The following is an 18,488-nucleotide window of genomic DNA, read 5'->3' on the forward strand; positions in this document are numbered from 1 at the left end:
GGAACAGCCTTCCGTCTTAAGTGTGCAAACGAATGGCCGTTTTGAACTGTCGTCTTCATCGTTATAAATTAGTGAAATTTTTCGGACGATATATAGAGTATAGAATACCATTTTGATCCGCGTTTACCCTTCATTGACTGCGCCAAAGAGTCAGGCATATGATAAAGCTGAGCAAAACGGAAACAGGCTAATTTTTCAAAAAGAATGTTTATAAAACAAGCTAATTATAATGCTAGGTATTCAAAAACAGAATGGAATCGAGCAGTTCCAGATGAAAGAGAATATAAGGAGGCCAAACGTGATGCAGATTCGTTATAATTGGATCAACATCTAATTGAACGAATTTCGATTAGCTCATTATTATTCTTCATTGTAATACCTTGACTTAACTAAAACGGAAAACTGCCAAATATAAAAAAATAGAATTTTCATACACAGTAATTCATTTTGCTATAGTAATTGATTTATTCCTGTCAAAAAGTATTCTTCCATGAGGATGGTGTTGGTAATGGCAAAAAAACGATGTTAGAGTTATGTAGATCCTCTCGTAGTGCGTCTAATGATCTATCTCATCTTTAGTCACTATTCACCAACTCCCTTCATCATTTGGGCAGGGAGAATTAATACATTTGCATTATGGAACTAATTATACTAGGTTTTCTGAGTAATAGAGAATTGAACGCCCAATGGTATTAGACATTTCCTTCCTCCAAGAAAAATGGCCCCTCGGTTGAGGAGCTACTGTCTATTTAAATTATTCCCTGTAAGTAAAGCCACACTCTCCACTGCACCGTCCATGGGAAGCGACCCTAAAGTTTTCCTTTCTGATAATAATGCCATGAACCCGTAAGAGATAAATAGCAAAGGATTTTCGAATTCAAGCATCGCTTTTCACATCATTTTCACATCAAAATAAAACTTATTGGATTCTCCATTGACTTTTAGATCATATTGTTCAACGGAGGAAGATGGAAGGGAAGCATTTTATGTTACTCCTGTGAGTTTGAGAATGGATCACGTAAGAAGTGGAGGTTGCTTGGGGGACCTATTGATTGATCGTTGTAGGAGATGATGCTATATTGAAAACACAGGACGTCTTAGTTTCAATTCAGAGAGTGATATAAGGATAAGGAAAGTTCCGTTTCTGTTGATGATGGACAAAAGATGTGAAGAAGTATGTGTAACCTGCCGGCACAAGCGAGCAGGTTTTTTTATTTAATTAGCATAAATACTTAAAACTTCATGCGTCATATTTATCGCCAATTTTTACAACGCAATCTGTAAATTCAACGATTTTTACTATTGCCAATATCCTTTCTTTGGCTCCGGTGCCTTTATCATCACGTAACTAAAAATTTTATTTACTTTGTCACAAAAGACCCTCTTTTTCAGTTATACATTTTAGAAAGGAGGTTGCTCATGGGTTCATCGAGTGTTGATAATACAGAACTAATATTTATATTGGAGAAGGTGAAGTCAGGAGATGTCCAATCTTATACTCACGTAATACGTCTCTTCCAAAAACAAATTTTTCTCTATTGTTACTATCTACTTAAAAATCGTGAAGAGGCGGAAGATGCTACTCAGGAAATCTTTATAAAAGGTTTAGAAAATATTAATCGCTTTTCTTATAATGCATCCTTTTCTGCTTGGCTTTATAAGATAGCGCACAATCATTGCACCGATCTAATTAAGATCAGAAGCAAGCATAACAATGTCATAAAACAATATCAAAGGCAGGAACCTAACCAAACAGACTATACAGACATCATACATGATTTGTTAGAAAATCTTACTCTTGAAGAACGGCAAATTCTTTTGTTACGTTCCCTAGAAGAGTATAGCTACAGCGAAATTTCTTTGATTATGGATCTTAAACCGACTACGGTTCGAAAAAAATACGAGCGAATTCGAAAAAAACTAATGCAGCAAAAAGAATTGGAAGGAGCAAAGTTATATGAGCAATCATTCGGAAGATAAAGAAATTATGCACTTAAAAAGGCTGATAAGAGATACTCCAATTGAAGTTGATTTGGCTGAAAAAACTATAAATCGATATTATTCTGGTACAAATAATAAGAAAAATAAAAGAATACGCCAGATAAAATTGAGAAATAAGGCCATTGTGACTGCTGCGTCAGTCGTTGCAGTTTTCGCCCTCGCAATAGGAACTGGATTTGTTTCCCCTGTAATGGCTTCATCAATTAAACAAATTCCTGGTATTAATACAATTTTTCAAATCGCCGGGGATTTGGGGCTGAAGACAGCAGATGAAAAAGGACTAGCTGAGACGCTTGACGCCTCAGATTCTCATAATAACTTGACACTAAAGGTTCCTGTTGTAGTGTTTGACGGTACGCGAGTGTCTATCGGAATAGAGCGTGAGACTTTGGAACAAAAATACTTAAGGAGTAATTTTCAAGAAATGATTAGTGATATTGGTTTGTCAATTAACGGAGAACCAATTAGTTCATATGCGCCCGTTAACACAAGCAACTCGATTGATCCATATACTATTCCTGGCAAAGATAACAATAGTGCAATCATTCAATTCTCGGATCGATTTAACCAAGGAGGCGAGGAATTCCCTGAAAAATTCAATTTGACATTAAACATTAAAGTACCTGGTATCGAGGAACCATATAAAATTGATCTTCCAGTTGTGGAGAATACAAACGATAATCTTGTTCTTAATCCTTCAATAAGCAGAAAATCCGGGGATATTAACTTAAAATTGGAAAAGGTTGAATTTACACCCATAACCACCGCTATTACTACACGTATTGAAATACCGGAAAATCTTAAGATAGCAACATCTCTTCCACTTTTGGGTTACGACATATTAGACGAAAAGGGAAACAAATTAAAGTTAGTAAATGGAAATGGATGGAATCCTACTGGCGGTAATTACTTGATCTATGATTCCAGATTCGAACCATTTAACTCAATCCCACGATCGATAACCATTAAGACATTTAAATATCTGTATAAAGATAAAAATCGAACTCAACTTGATTTAAACTCTAATGGAACTCCAAAAATTGAATATATTCCTGATTTAGAGATCACTTTACCAATAGCATCGAAATAATAAAAGGAAAGAGAGTGAATTATTAATTCACTCTCTTTCCTTTTATTCTATGTAGCTAACTTATAGCCACTAGGTCTTATCTTTGAACTATAAAAGTATACACTCCCAGAGCCTGAAACATTCTCGCTCCCCCAGCCGTCTATAAGAATAACAGACTTCATGGCCTATAGATCTTCCTGACGGAAGGGACGATGAGATGAAAATGAAACAGTTCTATATGTTCACTCTGGCGGTGCTGCTCACCGTCGGAGTTCCCGACTGGTCGGGCGGGACCTCGTGGGAGGCTGAGGCGGCAGCGTCAACAGCCGCCAATGTGCCGCCTGCCGCCGAAAACGATATTGCGACCGTGCCGGCATCATCGGCCATTCAAGCGGATGCTGTTCAGCGGGTCCAAATGAGTCACGCCGATCTGGCGTGGGTGCCGCTGTTCGCCTCGCGCGAAGCAGATCAAAGCGCTATTGCAAAGACGGCTAACTTCGTTAACCGGCTGCTTAAGAACGCAAAGCCGTCGACGGAGCAGTTGGTCGGAGAGGACGCCTTTTTCACCACTAGTGTCGATGTCATGCTAACCGACGGGACCGATATCTACTTGCAATTCAAGGATTCGAAGCACGTTCTCATCCATATCGGCGAAGATAATTATATCGCCCAGGATGCCACAGCCCTCAAAGAGTTTTACGAATTGCTGGCGGTATCCCCGCAGACCGATGTAAGCACGCTCAAGCCGACCATTGGACAGACGGTTCGTATTAAGGGCAGTGACGCGAGTAACTATGAAGGAACGGTTCGGATCTTCGTCGAGACTTCCGGCTCATCCGGCGGCTATATGACAGCTAAGGGCGTGGATTATCCATCCAAAAGAGCACTGCTCGTCCATACCGCGCCTTACTCTGAAGCACGGTACGATTTTCAATTCACGATGCCGGCCTACGGCGAGGCGATTGACGGTACCTTCAAGCCGATCGCACCTGGCACTTAAGACCTCTACATCGACACCGGCTCGAGAAGAACCATACGCAGCGTTATGGTTGCTCCTCCAGCCGTTCCTACGCTGGCCATCAACGGTGTCACGGTGAACGATCCGGCGCTTGCGCCGATCGTCTCGAACGGCGTCATGCTGCTGCCGATGCGCGCGCTTGCGGAATCGTTCGGCTGGTATGTAAGATGGGACGCCGCGTATAAAGCCGCCTTCGTTTCAACACAGCCGGATACGCAGGGAATCAACCCAGGAAAAGGCGCAGCGTTGTCGCTATGGGTGAACGGCAAGAAGCTTACCGGCGCGAACGCCAAACCGGTGATTGTGAAGGGACGTGTTTATTTGCCGCTGCGCGCGACGGCGGAAGCGTTCGGTTTCCAGCTGACGTGGACACCAAGCGTTCGCGGCGCGCTGCTCGTATTCAGGCCACAGTTACTCGATGAAGGCGCGTATGCGGGAGAAGCGAAGAAGTTGGCTGCCGCGAAACTGCTCAACGGCTATGTCAACGCCATGAATGGCCGCGGCGCCGCTGAGCTCGGCCGGCTGTTCGTGAAGAACGGCACGCCGGCGCTCTCGTTCGAGATCATCGGCCAGCGACTCATTACGGGCGTCCGCTCCGTGACGTTCGAAGACCGTCCCGGCGGCGCACTGCTGGCGTATGTGACGTTCAGTTACCTGTTCGATCAGCACGGCAATAAGACGGGCACTTCAGGAATCGTGTTCATGCAGGAAAATGGCGAGTGGAAAATCTCGGACGTCGACTGAGGGAACAATAGTTCAAAACAACAAACAGCAGCCGGCAAGTAATTGGCTGCTGTTTTTGTTAAGCTAACGGGCAGGATAGCGCAACAATATTAGGCTAGTTTCGTCTAATCAGCTGTGGGGAAACGTGATCTAGATCCAAGAGCATTCGATTAGCGCCAACACCATCAATTTGCATGGAATAAAAGGAGGATGAATAATGAATTCACGAGTACTACAGGCGTTTATTTTATGTTTCTCCTTCATTGCTGTCTTCACAGGAACAAACATTGTACAGGCAGAAGGACAAGGTGGGATTCCGATCCATCTAAAAATCGATAAATATTATATTCTATATACCCAGCCATCCTCTCCTTTTGTTGATGCCAATAACCGCTTACTATTGCCGCTTCGAGCCAATCAAGACTTGATGGGTGGAGTTGTTTCATATGAGAGTTCGACAAAAACGGCTACTGTAACCTTACTAAACCATACGTTTCAAATAACTATCGCTTCAAGAATTGCAATAGTTGACGGCAAAACGATTACAATGGATACAACACCCGTATTAAAAGGCGGCGCTATGTTTTTGCCGATTCGATTATTTCTGGATTATACAGATGTAAAATATGATTGGGATAGTAAACTGCAATTGCTTCATATCACGGATGAACGAGTGGTGAAAGGGGAGCCATTTACATATTTTGAAGACAATGATGTTACATCCGGTCATGATGATGGTGTGTTTCACTTAAGTTCCTTTGTAATGACTCCCCATTCTTTGTCTATTACAGCTCATAACATATCAGGCTTAGATATTCCAAAAGGAAAATCAGATATTCATCCATTGGTCACCTTTAAAAACAATGGTGGATTTTCTACCGACGCCTATAGCAGACCGTTTTATCCGGATCTGCCTGAGGTAAAGAAAGGTGCTTCACTTACTGTCACACAACGTTTTGATAATATTCAAAATGCCGCATATATAATTTCCGTGGGAAGAAGAGAGCCTTAAAATTCCGTCAGACGATCCATCATATTTAGAAAATTTACCCTGATAAATTAATATCTCCTTAGAACCGATGATTAAAGCTAACGGGAAACGTTAGTTGAATAAAACTTTATGTTGAGCAGGCTGCTGTAGCCTGCTCATATTGTTAAGTTACAGGGCAGGATAACACAACCTTTCTGTTGACGACCTCTTTATTGGGTAGTATTATTTTACCAATTTAGCTTATTTTGTGGGGAGGATACAGATGTCTAATATTCAGGCAATTGTACTGGACTTGGACGGAACCTTGCTCGGTAGTGATAAATCAATATCTCCTAGGAATTATCCAGGCTGTCAAAAGATGCTTTGATTCAGGGATTCATATTATTATTGCCACGGCGCGGCCGCCTAGAGCGGCTAATCAATTTTTGAAAAATTTTCCTTTTGTGAACTACATGGTTTATTACAATGGTGCCTTAGTTACATGCAAATCTAAGCAAAATGAACGGCATATTAGTATCCCTATAGAGATTAGCCAACAGATTAATAAATTCATCGAGTTACGAGTACCTCAATCGATAATCTCATACGAGGTTAATGATTCATGGTATACGTGTAGGCCAGTTCCCGATTCGCAATACGCTCAATTAGGTATCCGCTCGAATGACCCGAAACCCCAAGTTGTTGATAAAGATTATATAAGTTCACTTTCCCCGACCAAAATATTGGTTCTAGGTTGCAGCACATGGGGGGATATATGCGAGCAGTTCGGTGACCATGTGAACGTAATAGCAACCGATGAAGGAGTATTGGTTCAAATCATGCATAAATCAGCCTCAAAGGAAAAAGCCGTGAAATGGGTGTTAAGCGATATCGGAGTGAAATCAGAAAATGTAATGGTATTCGGGGATGACTTTAACGATTTAGGCCTATTCCATATGTCCGGATTTCCGGTCGCAATGGAAAACGCGATCATTGAACTGAAGAATTGTGCAGCCCACGTAGCCGATTCAAATGATAATGATGGTGTTGCTGTTGCAATTGAGAAATTTATCGTGTAATCCACTTGCTGATAAATGATTCAATTAACGAGGACTAAGGCTTAATTAATATCTAAGACAAGGTTGCCTACATTAATCAGCAGCTGCCTTATGATATAGAGTAGGCTAAGAGAGTGAATGCATAGTAATTCCTTTTATTGAACGGAGATGATTATTTTTGATCACCATTGTTCTATGGGATTTGGATGGAACTATTCAAGATAGCGAGTCACTTGCTAAGGAAGGGACGCGATATGGATTTAAAGAGGTGCTTGGTAGGGAGCCAACGGAAGACGAATTCGCTCAGCTTGTCGGACGTCCTGTTCCAGTAGTTTACAAAGAATGGTTTGATGACGTACTAGCAAAACAGATTCTTGATACGGGAACACACTACTACCAAGAACGGGCAGAACAAATCCCCTGCTACTCAGGTATCCCGGAGTTACTGAAAGAATTGAAGCAAAGAGGTTATCGAATGGGAGTCGTATCTTCTAAACGACGTTTTCATGTTGTGAATGAATTGAAGTCAAAAGCTTTGGACATCTTGTTTGATGTTATCATAGCCCAAGAAGACACCCTACAACATAAACCTCACCCTGATCCCCTATTGCTTGCGGCAAGTCGCCTTAAATGTTCCCCTGAGAATTGTGTATATATAGGAGACCAACCTTCAGACATAAAAGCAGCTGATGCTGCACAAATGAGGAGTATTGCAGCACTTTGGGGAGAGGGTAAATTTGAACGACTTAAGGCGATTGGCCCAACAATGTTGGCCTATACTCCGTTGGACATTTTTGATTTCCTATCAACTTCCCGGAAACAATAGCTCAAACATGACAGGACGGCAGCTGGCATTTTGGTCGGCTACCTTGTTCTCAACTAACGGGCAGGTTAACTTCATATAATCATCCGATTATTAATGAAATTCAACGAAGCAAACAGAATTTGTTTTTAGAAAATGCTATAGTTTAGGACATGGGAACGTCAATTTTATTGAAGTATCTATATAACCTCCTAATAACCACTAATTGGAGGATGAATTATGAAATTAAAATTATTTATCAAAATTTTTGTTATCACGACAGCTGTTTCATGTTTTTCAATTTCTATTGCTAATGCAGCAACACCTCCTGTTAACGGTTCCGTTATATTAGATGGACAACCCCTTAGCTTTGATGCAAAACCGATTGTGATAAATGGAAATACGATGGTGCCATTCCGTCGACTATTTGAAACTTTAAAGATGAATGTTAATTGGGATTCCAAAACAAAGAATATTACGGCAACAAAAGATGATTTAACAATTGAAATGGCTCTGGGGAGCTTTAAAGCAACTGTCAATGAAAAGGAATATACTTTAACTCAAACTCCGTTTGACTCTCCTGAGGGAACTGTTTATGTGATTCTTAGATTTATAAGTGAAGCTGTAGGGGCAACAGTTAGTTGGGATAATGAAAAGAAGATAGCAACGATTAATACGAAATAAAAACCTATTAAGCGACTTCGTTGAGTTAACGGAAAACAATAGTTCAATGCATTCACGGAGGCAGCCGGCCAGAAACGATCGGCTGCTTTCGTTCAACTAACGGGAAACGATAGCCGAATTCCAGTGATAATTTAATAAGCGACAAAGGAGGTGCCGATTTGGGGGAAAGACGATGGGGTATTGTCAAATGGTTCAAAGAAGATAAAGGTTACGGGCGGATTATGTTAGACGGCCAGGACGGTAACCATGTATTTGTTCACTTTAGCGATATACTACCAGACCCAATTAGGTTACCAAACGGTTTTCGGTTTCTTAAAGAGGGCCAAAAAGTTGCATTCGAGCTATTTGAATTTCCGAGCATAGCGGATTCCCAGCGCAGGACAGCTAAGAATGTGAAAATTTTAGAGGATTGAAGGCATCGTGACGTACTTGATGAATGTATGGGTTCTCGGTATTCATCGTTACGCTAACGCGGAACGATAGTTGAATAAACGAATAGGAAGAAGCTGCCGGTCAGCATCGGCAGCTTCATTACGCTAACGGGCAGGTTAGTTATAATGGAACTCTCCCCAAAACTTGGGATTACATTTGATATAATCATTTAGAGTGTGACTTAATAAGGGAGGTTTAAAATGACTACTGATGCAATATACATTCTTGATGATGAGTTTGAACTAGTAAAAGCAAACCACAGGATATTCGCTATTCACTACTCAACGTATCGAGAAAACATTTTTTTTAGACAGAATTGGGAGAGAAGACTGTCTATTTTTAATGAAGACACCCCTTGTTACTGGATTTCACTTAAAGGAAATCGAATCGGTGGAGTTTCCATCGAACCGAATATGATATCCTCATTATTTTTATTGAAAATTTCAGATCTAAGCAAACCAATTCATGCATTCGGGATTTTACCCTATCAAACGGAACACTTTTTTCGATTAGGTTTTTTGCCTTCTGAAATAAGACGGGTAATGATGAGACCAACTGAATTATTTGAATCACAAGAGTTAGGAGAAGAACTTGAGGTAGTAACGCCTACTTCTGAACATACAGAGAAGATTTCGGAGTTATTGCTAGAATCATATTCGGGTCCCGATAGCATTGGGTATTCAGGTGAAAATACAATGGAACACCAGAGGTCGGCATTAGAATATTACTTCAAAAATAACAATTCAGATATTCTTACAGCCGCATCCAGCCTTGTTATAGATAAATCGAGCAATGCAATGGTTGCAGTCTGCTTGATCTCCTTGTGGGAAGAAATTCCTTTGGTGTCGAATATCGCTGTAATCCCGAGATACCGCTCAAACCGAATTGCATCAAAGCTACTAAGAAGAGCATTGACTGTTTTGAATGGAGAATATGAAGTCCTTCGTCTTTTTGTCACAATAGGAAATTCAGCGGAAGCACTATATTATAATCTTGGTTTTTATCCTGGACTCGAACAAACTACATTTCAACTGATACCTAGAAGTTGTTGATTCAACTAACGGGATACGTTAGTTGAATAAACGACTAAGAAGAAGCTGCCGGTGCTGATCGGTAGCTTCATTACGCTAACGGGCAGGATAGTTCAGTGATATTTTTTTCCAACTACTACCCTATTAAAGGCTATATTATTCTAAAGGTGGGAGAAAAGAGCGTGGAAATAACACTTAAGGCTGTTGATATAGAAAACAAAGACGTCCTCTATAATCTTTATCAATATTACCAATATGATTTTAGTCCGTATTCCGAAGAAGATTTGGGCCTTGAAGGGCGTTTTGAAATTGACTTGGAACATTATTGGGAAGATCCACGGTGGAATCCTTTTTTGATATGGAGTGAAAAGCGGATTATTGGTTTTTTAATTATCCTCTTTGAAAATTACGATACTGACCCCGATCCAACACATGTTATTTTTGATTTTTTGATCATAAGTAAATACCGAAGAAGAGGATTAGGAAAGTTGGCGGCAGTACAAGCATTTAATCTATACCGTGCTAATTGGAAAGTAGTCCAGATGAAAACGAATGAACCAGCAATACATTTTTGGCGGGACGTAGTAAACCACTATACCGCTGGCCAGTATACTGAAGTGTTTCGAGAAGATCTAAACAAATATGTACAATCGTTTACTAATAGGAATTTTGATTCTTATTGAACTAACGGGGGACGATAGCTAAATGAAGACATTTGAAGGCAGCCGACCCCAAAGCCGGCTGCCTTTTCCTCAATCACGTGGCAGGATATGTCGGGGGACAAGAACATGGTCCCATTTGAAGTCGCTATTTTAGTGGCTTTTTTTGTTTTATCGGTACAAGTTCTTGTCCCGAGTCGAGGACAAGAACTTGTACCTTTTGCCGTAATGGACAAGAACATGTTCCGATTACCGATTAGATAAATATCTAACTGAATTTTAAAGCTTGCCGTAAAGGACAAGAACATAATCCGATTACCGATTAGATAAGCATCAAACTACATTTCACTTCACAAATTCATTAAGCTAACTGGAAGGATAACGTAATTACCATTCAAAATAATATGTTCATACATAATCAAAAAAGGGGTGTTTTTTCGTACTTTACACACGAACATCTGTTTGTTATGATTTTAGTAAAATATGGGAGGTGAAAGGGGAGTTTAGGGTGGGGTTGAAACTTAATTCAGCGTATCTAACTATTCCCGTCAGTAAGCTTTAACAACTCTGCGGATTGGTATGGAGAACACTTCGGTTTTAAGGTAACAACAGAAGACGCGATTTACGTAGAATTACAAAATGAATCAGGGGTTAAAATCCTACTCCAACAAAATGAACATAACCTCAATTCTCATTTCACCTATCCCAATGGAGCGGTTCAATCGTCCTATGGCTTTATGGTGGACGATGCAGAATAGGGATTAAGGTTGGTGAATTTTTTGATTATCAGGGGAAATCATTTTCATTCTACGACCTGGATGGAAATTTCATTGAAGTTTGGAGCTTACCATGAGGCAAAGATTGATGATATTAAACTAACGGGGAAACGATAGCTCAATAAAGAAAAAAAGTCAGCCTATTTGGGGGTGTTATTATGCTAAGTTTTAGAAACACAACAACGGATATTTCAAGCAGTGGGGTTGATACTGCAATTTTATCGGTTGGAGCAACGGAACAATTTGGACCGTATTTGCCCATGCATTTAGATACTCTTATTGCTGAATTATATGCAATCGCTTATGGAAGACAATTGAATGCATATGTGCTACCTACAATCCCCTTTAATACTTCTGAGGAACATGCCAACTTTATTCCAAGAATGGATTTTTCGTGGAAATCGGATCAATGTAGAGAAGTCGTTTAAGAAGAATCGCAAGAGAGTACGACGAAATGCTTCACACTTAGAACGGAACGTGTGGTGAGACATATGTACAAAATACGAGTTTTGTGAAAATGTGTTAAAGAAACAGCCGGATAACGGCCAATTTATCTAATTTACATTTACTCTCTACTTAATTCACTTATCCATATTATTAACGGCTTTTCTCATCTCTTCATCCGTTAAATGTGTATAGATCATCGTCGTCTGGATCGATGAATGCCCCAGCTGATTCTTCAGCCTCGGCACATCGTTGTTTTCCAGGTGATAGCGGGTTGCGAATGAATGTCTTAAGGAATGCACTGTTAGCGCCGGTTTGCCAAACGCTGCAGCGTATTTTTCGATCAGCTTTTCAATCGATCTCGGTGTTAAACGCCGGCTTTTGCCTTTGCGGCCGATCGGCGCTGCTATAAATAAGTAATTTTCTGATTTTTCCGGTACATATCGCGTTTCCCGGATCTTCAAATAGCTTTCCAGGTCCAATAAGGCTTGATGGCTAAAATACACATATTGTTCCTTATTGCCTTTGCGCAGTACGCGCACTTGGCCTTTGTTCATATCCAAATCCTCAATGTTGATTCCCGCTACCTCGGATAAACGCAATCCGGAACCGAGGATCAGCGATACGATAGCCGTATCCCGCTCGCGGTTAAATTCATGGAAACGAACCATGCGTTTGTTGGTTCTGTTCAGTTCACCGAAATCATGCGCTACAAACTGCCGAAACTTCTCAAAATCGTCTTCTCGTAATATTTTGCCTTCGATACGGTTCGCGACGGTTTCCTGGCTTTCTTTAATGGAATTAAAGTCGATCTTGGCCATCACATTTCGTTGGATGTACGGCTTGAGGTCGGACGTTTCGGCCTTGTTTTGCAGGTAATCAAACAGCGACTTTAACGCCGACAATTTCCGGTTGATCGTGTATTTGTTGTTGCCCAGTTGATACTCCAGAAACGAAAGAAAATTTTCGATTTCACGCACGGTCAGCGATTCCAGGACAGTCAGTTCGATGTCTTTACGGTCATCTGCAGCCAGTTTCTCAGCCACAAGCCAATCAAAAAAGATGAGGTAATCGTGGCAATAATTCAGCAGCGTCGTGTGCGACAGCTTGCGTTTGCGGCTATCGACGTATTCGGTCACGTACCAAGGAAGCTCCGCACATTTATCATCAACCCGTTTCATGTAATGCAGCTTCATGTTTTTATCCATTTATTGCTAAACCTCCTTATGTACAGAATATCTCATTTACATTTATTCGTCAAATTATTATTTTACGTAATTATAATTCCAGCTTAATTTTTGTCGTCCAGTCAACCAACCGCGTTTATGTCGGATGACAAGAACTTGATAACATAAATGACAAGATCTTGATAACATTCCCCACAGCTCCTTCTCACATTATAATTTAATTAGTCAAAAAACAAACCATCATTGTATTTCTTGAATGATGGTTTGTTTACTTTAAAATGAAAATCTGTCTACATAGTTATCAACGTATTCACGTAGTAATTTATTTTCTTGTGTTGGGTTGTCAAATATTCTCATCGCAACCATTGATGGAATAAACGATGTCATTTTTCGGATTTCATTCTTCATATTGCTAGAACTATTCGTACACACCAAACTAATTGGTAGATCAAGTCTATTATTTTTATAATAGACTTGAACTGTATCAATCTTCTTTCCTAAATCAGCATCTAACTTAAAGATTATCGACGGTAAGCTCATTTCAATCATTTCATTAATCTGTTTCCATTTTGGTGCAACAGCAAGTCTTGCCCCTTTTTCAGCAATGGCTAACCATTGGTGGAAATAATTCAAAAGTAATTCTGTCGTGTAACGATTCAGAATTTGATGAAATACTGGCCTGCTATCAATATCAGAAAGATTCAATTGAGAACTCAGTATTTTTTTTATGTAATCAATATTCTTTTTGAATAACTTTGTGACATATGATTTTCCATCATATTCGTTAAGGTCACCATGCTTAGAATTATTATAAAACGTAGATGTTTGAAGTAACGTATGTTTCCATAACACATATGCGTATGCGTAGGGGCAAATTGGTGGAAAGTCTCCTTGCTCAAGCTTTAGAAGTTCTTGAAAAGAAGAGATACACATTTTGTGTCTTTTTAAATATTTCTTATGGATATACCGATCGATGGCTTTGAAACAATTTATATTTTCAGTAAATAATTGATCCAAATATCTTCTTTTGTTAGTTGCCCTATGTATTGTTTTGTACATGATGGTTGGTTTTGAGTTAAACAAATTTAAACCTACTGTAATTGGATCAAATATAAAGCGTTCTGTGTTACTCCTACCTGCTCCCTTCAACCAATATGCCATAGAAGGATCTTTGATATCAATGTTTTGATTCCATTCTCTCCAATGTGAGAACTCAGCCAACTTATAACCACATGTGCAAGTAAATGGTTCATCCATACTACGGTCACTCAACAAAAATGGAATTTCATTTGAACAATTGGGACATGAATTAATAATTTTATTTGCATGATACGGACACTGTTGAGTCAGTGTAAACTGGTGAACCCAACTATGATATCCTTTGCTCATGCAGTCCGGACACCAACGAATGCTTTTAGGAAACCAAGTAAGTATATTTTCGTATATGTACTCAATTGGTTTTAAAATGAGATTTATGTCAGTATTAATTTGATCCGCTATGTTAAAACCAATGTAGTTATGTAACATTTGATGATCAAACCCGCTTAACTTAATTAGTTCCCTCCATTTATCCCCAATTATCACATTTTTAATTTGTTGTATCTCCTTGCTGCCGAGTGTTCTTATAACGTCTGTACGTGTAATATGGTTAGCAAAACACAACTTTTCAAAAATCGACCACGGTGTCTCGTAAACATTAACCCATTCCGATTTCCAGACAATCATCTTAAGTCGCCTTCTTAGCAATCGCCATGTAGATTTCTGATTCGATATAACCTGATCTTTGAATAGCCTCTCTCCATTGATCTGTAGAAAGCCACTCCGTCCTCTTTCCATTTGAACCATTTATCTTTAGAACATTCTCAACTGTGAAAGCTAGATACTCCATTGGTAATTCAACCATTTTGCTGGAAAGTCCATACTCTTGTCTGATTTCTAGAAAGAGATTGAATAAGGTTTTTGAGAAGTCTGTAACTCTCTTTCCCGCTTCGTATGCTTCAGGAAAGTAATATCTAGTGTAGTACCACCCGCTATTAGCAGGAAACTCAGACTCATCATAGCTTTGAAGTACAAATTCCATTTCTTCTTGATTGGTAACCCCTCTAAAACGATATTCAGAAGGCATAAACCGACCGATTATGTGGGTTTTAGAATTTGCTAAAAAAAATGTGCGACGTTCCACGAGCTGTTCTTGGCCAATTGATATTGTGGTCAACCTAACGTTTCTTCTAAGAAGTTGATTATATATATCAATTAAGCAATCATACTGCCACTCCGTCATCTTATGAGCTTCATCCATAATCAGAGCTACTCTTCGATGAGCGCACTGCTCAGCCTTCTCATGCATTATACTTACTATTTGATTCCTCAGTACAATTTCATCTTTCTTTGTAGGAAACCCAAAGTTAAAATCTGTAAGCATATCTCTGAAAAACTTCTCTGCTGATGGAACCTTATAGCTTTTGCTATCTGCTACAAAAACAGGAAGTTTGTATTCCAATACTTCTGGCAAATAATTTACAGCAAATGTAGTTGCTTTAGTTTTACCTAGTCTTGGTCGCCCATATACAATCATTCCTGGCGCCCCATCCGTTATGATTTGGACGATCTTGTCCATTAATCTGTGGATCTCTAATGTCGGTAGAACATAAATTCCTTGTTCTATCGGATGTGTGCCTGATGGAATTATCGGCCTACTCAATGACGTTTGCCACCTTTCTAAAGTGCAATTGTTTTAAAGCTATGACAGTAGTTGTTGACGGTATATTCACATTTAAGAGAATTCTTGTTGCCCTTTATCTATAGCGTCGATTTCTTCGTGCAGCTTTAATAATTCCTCACTTTGTTGTTTTCCTTTTTCTTCCTTTCATTTTGTATTTGTTGATCCTTACAGATTTTATTAGCAATATCCTTCTTCTTATGCTCTGCTTGTGACAATAGATACTCATGATACACAAAGACCGGATCGTCCCATTGACTGAAATGGATAGCATATTAAACACTTTTCTTAAATGAAGTTGCCACCTTCCTAAAGAGTAATTGTTTTAAACCTCCGGACAGAAGTTGTTGATGGTATATTCACATTTTGGAGATTTTCTTGCTGCTCCCTGGCTTTATCTAAAGCATCGATTTCTTCGTGCTGCTTTAATAATTCCTCACTTTGTTGTTTGCCTTTTTCTTCCTTGCTTTTCCGTATAACTTGTTGTACCTTAGCGATTTTATTACCAGTATCTTTTTTCTTGTACTTTGTTTGTGACAAGAGATACTCATGATACACAAAGATCGGGTCGTCCCATTGAGTGAAATGAATTAACTTCTTAGCTTTTAGCATATTAATCGTTTTTCTCATTTGTAAAGAATGAGGAGTTAATGACCATTTGCCAGCAGCTACTAGCTCTCCGAATTCGCTCCCATCTGGTAGGTATACTCGAATAGTGCGCAGATCATCAACATTCACATGTACTGTTACCTTCGTGTTGATCATATGTGCGGATTGGGCTAACAACTCATTTCGGTATTCAACCCCCATGTATTCGATGTAAGGGCGCTTACCAGTGCGAATATTGCCACGTATTGTTTTTGCTTGTTCAACTTGTGTGAAAGTAAATTCTGATCGTTTGGATTCTTGTAGCACTCTGGGTATCATCCCCTTGTTTACTCGTTGCTCTAACACCTCAAGCGGCGAATTGTAGAAATAGGAGCCATGTGGAGTGCCATTATAATTTGCGACAACAACATCAAGAATCTCCTCTAAGTGCTCATAAGTCATTTCATAACGGATAGCCATTTTTTCAGGATCTGTACGTCGAGGGTCACTCGGATGACTTCCCGTTGTATTAACCATACGTTGAATACTGCTTGTAGTTAAGGTTTGGTGAAAGCGCTCAATGTGCGGACGTCTCATAGGTCTGTCTACTGCCCCTAAGCATGTAGTACACCCGATTAAATTACGAAAACGTTCACGTACCATAGTTGCTAAGTGTGCTTTAGCATTATCAAAATGGACCACATCCCATACTGCCCATTCTAATTCAGGAAAACGTTCTGAAGGATAACCCCCTGTTGGCTGATAACACAAACCAGGAATAGATAGTTTTAATTTTGTTACAGGCATAATTGCTTTTCTAGCAGCAATCATTACATCGCTAGCGTTATACTCCTTATTGATACAAATATGCGGTCTGCCTATTACTGTATCAGTGGCACGATCAATAAAGCTAAGGAACCAAAGTCGATCCAAAGTAAGAATTGCTTCATCCCCTTGATTAGTTGTCACTTTAATTACAAACATGCCATCTAAACGATGGCCATCGAATTCAACATGTTGATATGGTGTTATGGTTTGCGGGTAATTTAACTGACCAGTACCTGAGTTCTTTGCTTTTTGTTCGGCATCTTTTCCATAGCGATACGATGCTTTACCAAAGTGAGTATTTTTAAGACCTTCTAAATACCTGCACAATGCCCTATAGCCTAAATGTGATGTGTTAAAGGGATATTCGCTTCTAGATATCCCGATTTCGCGGCATTTATTTGCAAACTTTTTATGTATATATTTAGGCCGCATGACAGGTTCTGAAAGCTTCTTTCTGCCAAAAAATAAATTATCTATTTCATCACGTATCGCCGGATATTTTTCTAAAAGTAATCCAAATTCCCCTGTCTTTCTTGATTCATTAAATAAGTTATTTAAAGGACTCAACTCGTATTTTTTTAGATTTTTGTTCGGTATGAGCCCACGATAGCCCCAAGGTACACCATAAGGATCAAATGTAATGCACCTATTAAACAAGCGAAATAAATTAATTCGGTTAATACCGGTTATTTCGAATATTTCGTTTAAGCTTATTTTATTTGCCACATAAAGATCTATAGCTTCTTTACGTTTCAAAAATATCGCTCGATCATCCTCCCCTAACAAGCTTTCATCTACTTTCATCCATAAATCTTGATCAATTTGTGCAGTGGCTAATCTGCCATTATGAATGACTTTCAATCTACTCATGTAACCAAACCTCCGACTGCTTACAGATAATTGTTTCATCTAAATTGATTTGAATTGCTCCATGATAATAAAGCCATAGACAAGAATCATGGATTAAAGCGTAAGGCGTTGAAGTTAATTCTGATATGGTCTGCAGGCTGCGCCGCTTATTATTTATATGACTAAGTACGTGATCAGCAGCTTTTGGTTTTTGATTATTCTTAATGAATGAAATTATCTTCAATCGGTTCTCCAATTCTTGATGACTTCTTCGTAGCATCTTTTCTGTTACAACCTCATATGTAAAGTTGTTTTCAATGCAGTAAGCCCTTTGTGCTTTAATCTGGCGTATAGTTCTTTCATTGCGAGGATCATTCTCGTTTAGTTCTGCCTCATACTTTACCTCGCGATATATCTTGGATCCATCATGATTTTTAATCCACATATCAAATACACTCGTGTGAAGAACTCCGTCGTATACATAGGAAATTTCGGGATATTGTTCGCAATATGTTTCGACATTTGAATCTGACTCAACAAAAACCCAGTTATCAAATTCTAAGTCGCTGTATAATACAACTTCCCTCATGTTTACCTTGGGCCCTTCAGTATTCCAGTAATTACTTCCGTACTTCGCACTTCTAGGCATT

Annotated in this window: 17 protein-coding genes; 12 read left to right on the forward strand and 5 right to left on the reverse strand. The window is 39.4% G+C overall.

Going from position 1 to position 18,488, the window contains the following annotated elements:
* Positions 1 to 1,419 precede the first annotated feature (1,419 nt).
* The 12 genes from FHS19_RS34110 to FHS19_RS34165 all read left to right on the forward strand — a co-directional run bounded on the left by FHS19_RS34110 (position 1,420) and on the right by FHS19_RS34165 (position 11,651).
* On the forward strand, positions 1,420 to 1,980 hold the full coding sequence (locus tag FHS19_RS34110; protein ID WP_183587855.1) for an RNA polymerase sigma factor: 561 nt from the start codon (positions 1,420 to 1,422) through the stop codon (positions 1,978 to 1,980).
* Entirely contained in the window at positions 1,958 to 3,091 is a 1,134-nt protein-coding gene (locus FHS19_RS34115) for a DUF4179 domain-containing protein (RefSeq protein WP_183587857.1), read from the forward strand. Before FHS19_RS34110 ends, FHS19_RS34115 begins: the two co-directional genes overlap by 23 nt.
* Before the next feature lie 196 nt (positions 3,092 to 3,287).
* Complete coding sequence (locus FHS19_RS34120) at positions 3,288 to 4,070, forward strand: hypothetical protein (protein ID WP_183587859.1); 783 nt, start codon at positions 3,288 to 3,290, stop codon at positions 4,068 to 4,070.
* 45 nt (positions 4,071 to 4,115) lie between these two features.
* Positions 4,116 to 4,832, forward strand: a complete 717-nt coding sequence (locus FHS19_RS34125) for a copper amine oxidase N-terminal domain-containing protein (RefSeq protein WP_376772028.1) — start codon at positions 4,116 to 4,118, stop codon at positions 4,830 to 4,832.
* A 196-nt stretch (positions 4,833 to 5,028) separates the two neighbouring features.
* Complete coding sequence (locus tag FHS19_RS34130) at positions 5,029 to 5,823, forward strand: copper amine oxidase N-terminal domain-containing protein (RefSeq protein ID WP_183587864.1); 795 nt, start codon at positions 5,029 to 5,031, stop codon at positions 5,821 to 5,823.
* Positions 5,824 to 6,116: 293 nt separating this feature from the next.
* The gene (locus tag FHS19_RS34135; protein ID WP_183587866.1) at positions 6,117 to 6,860 is read left to right on the forward strand and encodes an HAD-IIB family hydrolase; all 744 of its coding nucleotides are present in this window, start codon (positions 6,117 to 6,119) and stop codon (positions 6,858 to 6,860) included.
* A 157-nt stretch (positions 6,861 to 7,017) separates the two neighbouring features.
* A complete protein-coding gene (locus FHS19_RS34140; protein ID WP_183587868.1) occupies positions 7,018 to 7,665 on the forward strand; it encodes an HAD family hydrolase in 648 nt (215 codons plus the stop codon).
* A 216-nt stretch (positions 7,666 to 7,881) separates the two neighbouring features.
* Positions 7,882 to 8,325 carry a copper amine oxidase N-terminal domain-containing protein gene (locus FHS19_RS34145; protein WP_183587870.1) on the forward strand — a complete coding sequence of 148 codons (444 nt, stop codon included), beginning with the start codon at positions 7,882 to 7,884 and terminating at the stop codon, positions 8,323 to 8,325.
* A 158-nt stretch (positions 8,326 to 8,483) separates the two neighbouring features.
* Positions 8,484 to 8,738, forward strand: a complete 255-nt coding sequence (locus FHS19_RS34150; protein ID WP_183582692.1) for a cold-shock protein — start codon at positions 8,484 to 8,486, stop codon at positions 8,736 to 8,738.
* Positions 8,739 to 8,957: 219 nt separating this feature from the next.
* Positions 8,958 to 9,809 carry a GNAT family N-acetyltransferase gene (locus FHS19_RS34155; RefSeq protein ID WP_183587872.1) on the forward strand — a complete coding sequence of 284 codons (852 nt, stop codon included), beginning with the start codon at positions 8,958 to 8,960 and terminating at the stop codon, positions 9,807 to 9,809.
* Between the two features lie 161 nt (positions 9,810 to 9,970).
* Positions 9,971 to 10,471, forward strand: coding sequence for a GNAT family N-acetyltransferase (locus FHS19_RS34160; RefSeq protein ID WP_183587874.1), 501 nt, complete (start codon positions 9,971 to 9,973; stop codon positions 10,469 to 10,471).
* Between the two features lie 910 nt (positions 10,472 to 11,381).
* Positions 11,382 to 11,651 (forward strand): creatininase family protein, encoded by a 270-nt coding sequence (locus FHS19_RS34165; RefSeq protein WP_246426969.1) that lies wholly within the window; start codon positions 11,382 to 11,384, stop codon positions 11,649 to 11,651.
* A 153-nt stretch (positions 11,652 to 11,804) separates the two neighbouring features.
* Here the strand turns inward: FHS19_RS34165 and xerS are convergent, their stop codons facing one another.
* From xerS to FHS19_RS34190, 5 genes are all read right to left on the reverse strand, one after another.
* Complete coding sequence (gene xerS, locus FHS19_RS34170; RefSeq protein ID WP_183587882.1) at positions 11,805 to 12,875, reverse strand: tyrosine recombinase XerS; 1,071 nt, start codon at positions 12,873 to 12,875, stop codon at positions 11,805 to 11,807.
* Between the two features lie 252 nt (positions 12,876 to 13,127).
* Positions 13,128 to 14,579 carry a TniQ family protein gene (locus FHS19_RS34175; protein WP_183587884.1) on the reverse strand — a complete coding sequence of 484 codons (1,452 nt, stop codon included), beginning with the start codon at positions 14,577 to 14,579 and terminating at the stop codon, positions 13,128 to 13,130.
* 1 nt (position 14,580) lies between these two features.
* Entirely contained in the window at positions 14,581 to 15,471 is an 891-nt protein-coding gene (locus FHS19_RS34180) for an AAA family ATPase (RefSeq protein ID WP_183587886.1), read from the reverse strand.
* A gap of 411 nt (positions 15,472 to 15,882) precedes the next feature.
* Complete coding sequence (locus FHS19_RS34185; protein WP_183587888.1) at positions 15,883 to 17,859, reverse strand: hypothetical protein; 1,977 nt, start codon at positions 17,857 to 17,859, stop codon at positions 15,883 to 15,885.
* The gene (locus tag FHS19_RS34190; RefSeq protein WP_183587890.1) at positions 17,852 to 18,427 is read right to left on the reverse strand and encodes a TnsA endonuclease N-terminal domain-containing protein; all 576 of its coding nucleotides are present in this window, start codon (positions 18,425 to 18,427) and stop codon (positions 17,852 to 17,854) included. The genes FHS19_RS34185 and FHS19_RS34190 overlap by 8 nt, the downstream gene beginning before the upstream one ends.
* Positions 18,428 to 18,488: the final 61 nt, after the last annotated feature.

This window comes from Paenibacillus rhizosphaerae (assembly GCF_014192015.1).
In the GTDB taxonomy this organism is placed as follows: Bacteria; Bacillota; Bacilli; order Paenibacillales; family Paenibacillaceae; genus Paenibacillus_AQ; species Paenibacillus_AQ rhizosphaerae.

Coding starts and splice junctions, on each gene's coding strand:
- FHS19_RS34110 (WP_183587855.1), top strand. CDS start 1,420: ATGGGTTCATCGAGTGTTGATAATACAGAACTAATATTTATATTGGAG.
- FHS19_RS34115 (WP_183587857.1), top strand. CDS start 1,958: ATGAGCAATCATTCGGAAGATAAAGAAATTATGCACTTAAAAAGGCTG.
- FHS19_RS34120 (WP_183587859.1), top strand. CDS start 3,288: ATGAAAATGAAACAGTTCTATATGTTCACTCTGGCGGTGCTGCTCACC.
- FHS19_RS34125 (WP_376772028.1), top strand. CDS start 4,116: ATGGTTGCTCCTCCAGCCGTTCCTACGCTGGCCATCAACGGTGTCACG.
- FHS19_RS34130 (WP_183587864.1), top strand. CDS start 5,029: ATGAATTCACGAGTACTACAGGCGTTTATTTTATGTTTCTCCTTCATT.
- FHS19_RS34145 (WP_183587870.1), top strand. CDS start 7,882: ATGAAATTAAAATTATTTATCAAAATTTTTGTTATCACGACAGCTGTT.
- FHS19_RS34155 (WP_183587872.1), top strand. CDS start 8,958: ATGACTACTGATGCAATATACATTCTTGATGATGAGTTTGAACTAGTA.
- FHS19_RS34165 (WP_246426969.1), top strand. CDS start 11,382: ATGCTAAGTTTTAGAAACACAACAACGGATATTTCAAGCAGTGGGGTT.
- xerS (WP_183587882.1), bottom strand. CDS start 12,875: ATGGATAAAAACATGAAGCTGCATTACATGAAACGGGTTGATGATAAA.
- FHS19_RS34175 (WP_183587884.1), bottom strand. CDS start 14,579: ATGATTGTCTGGAAATCGGAATGGGTTAATGTTTACGAGACACCGTGG.
- FHS19_RS34180 (WP_183587886.1), bottom strand. CDS start 15,471: ATGGACAAGATCGTCCAAATCATAACGGATGGGGCGCCAGGAATGATT.
- FHS19_RS34185 (WP_183587888.1), bottom strand. CDS start 17,859: ATGAGTAGATTGAAAGTCATTCATAATGGCAGATTAGCCACTGCACAA.
- FHS19_RS34190 (WP_183587890.1), bottom strand. CDS start 18,427: ATGAGGGAAGTTGTATTATACAGCGACTTAGAATTTGATAACTGGGTT.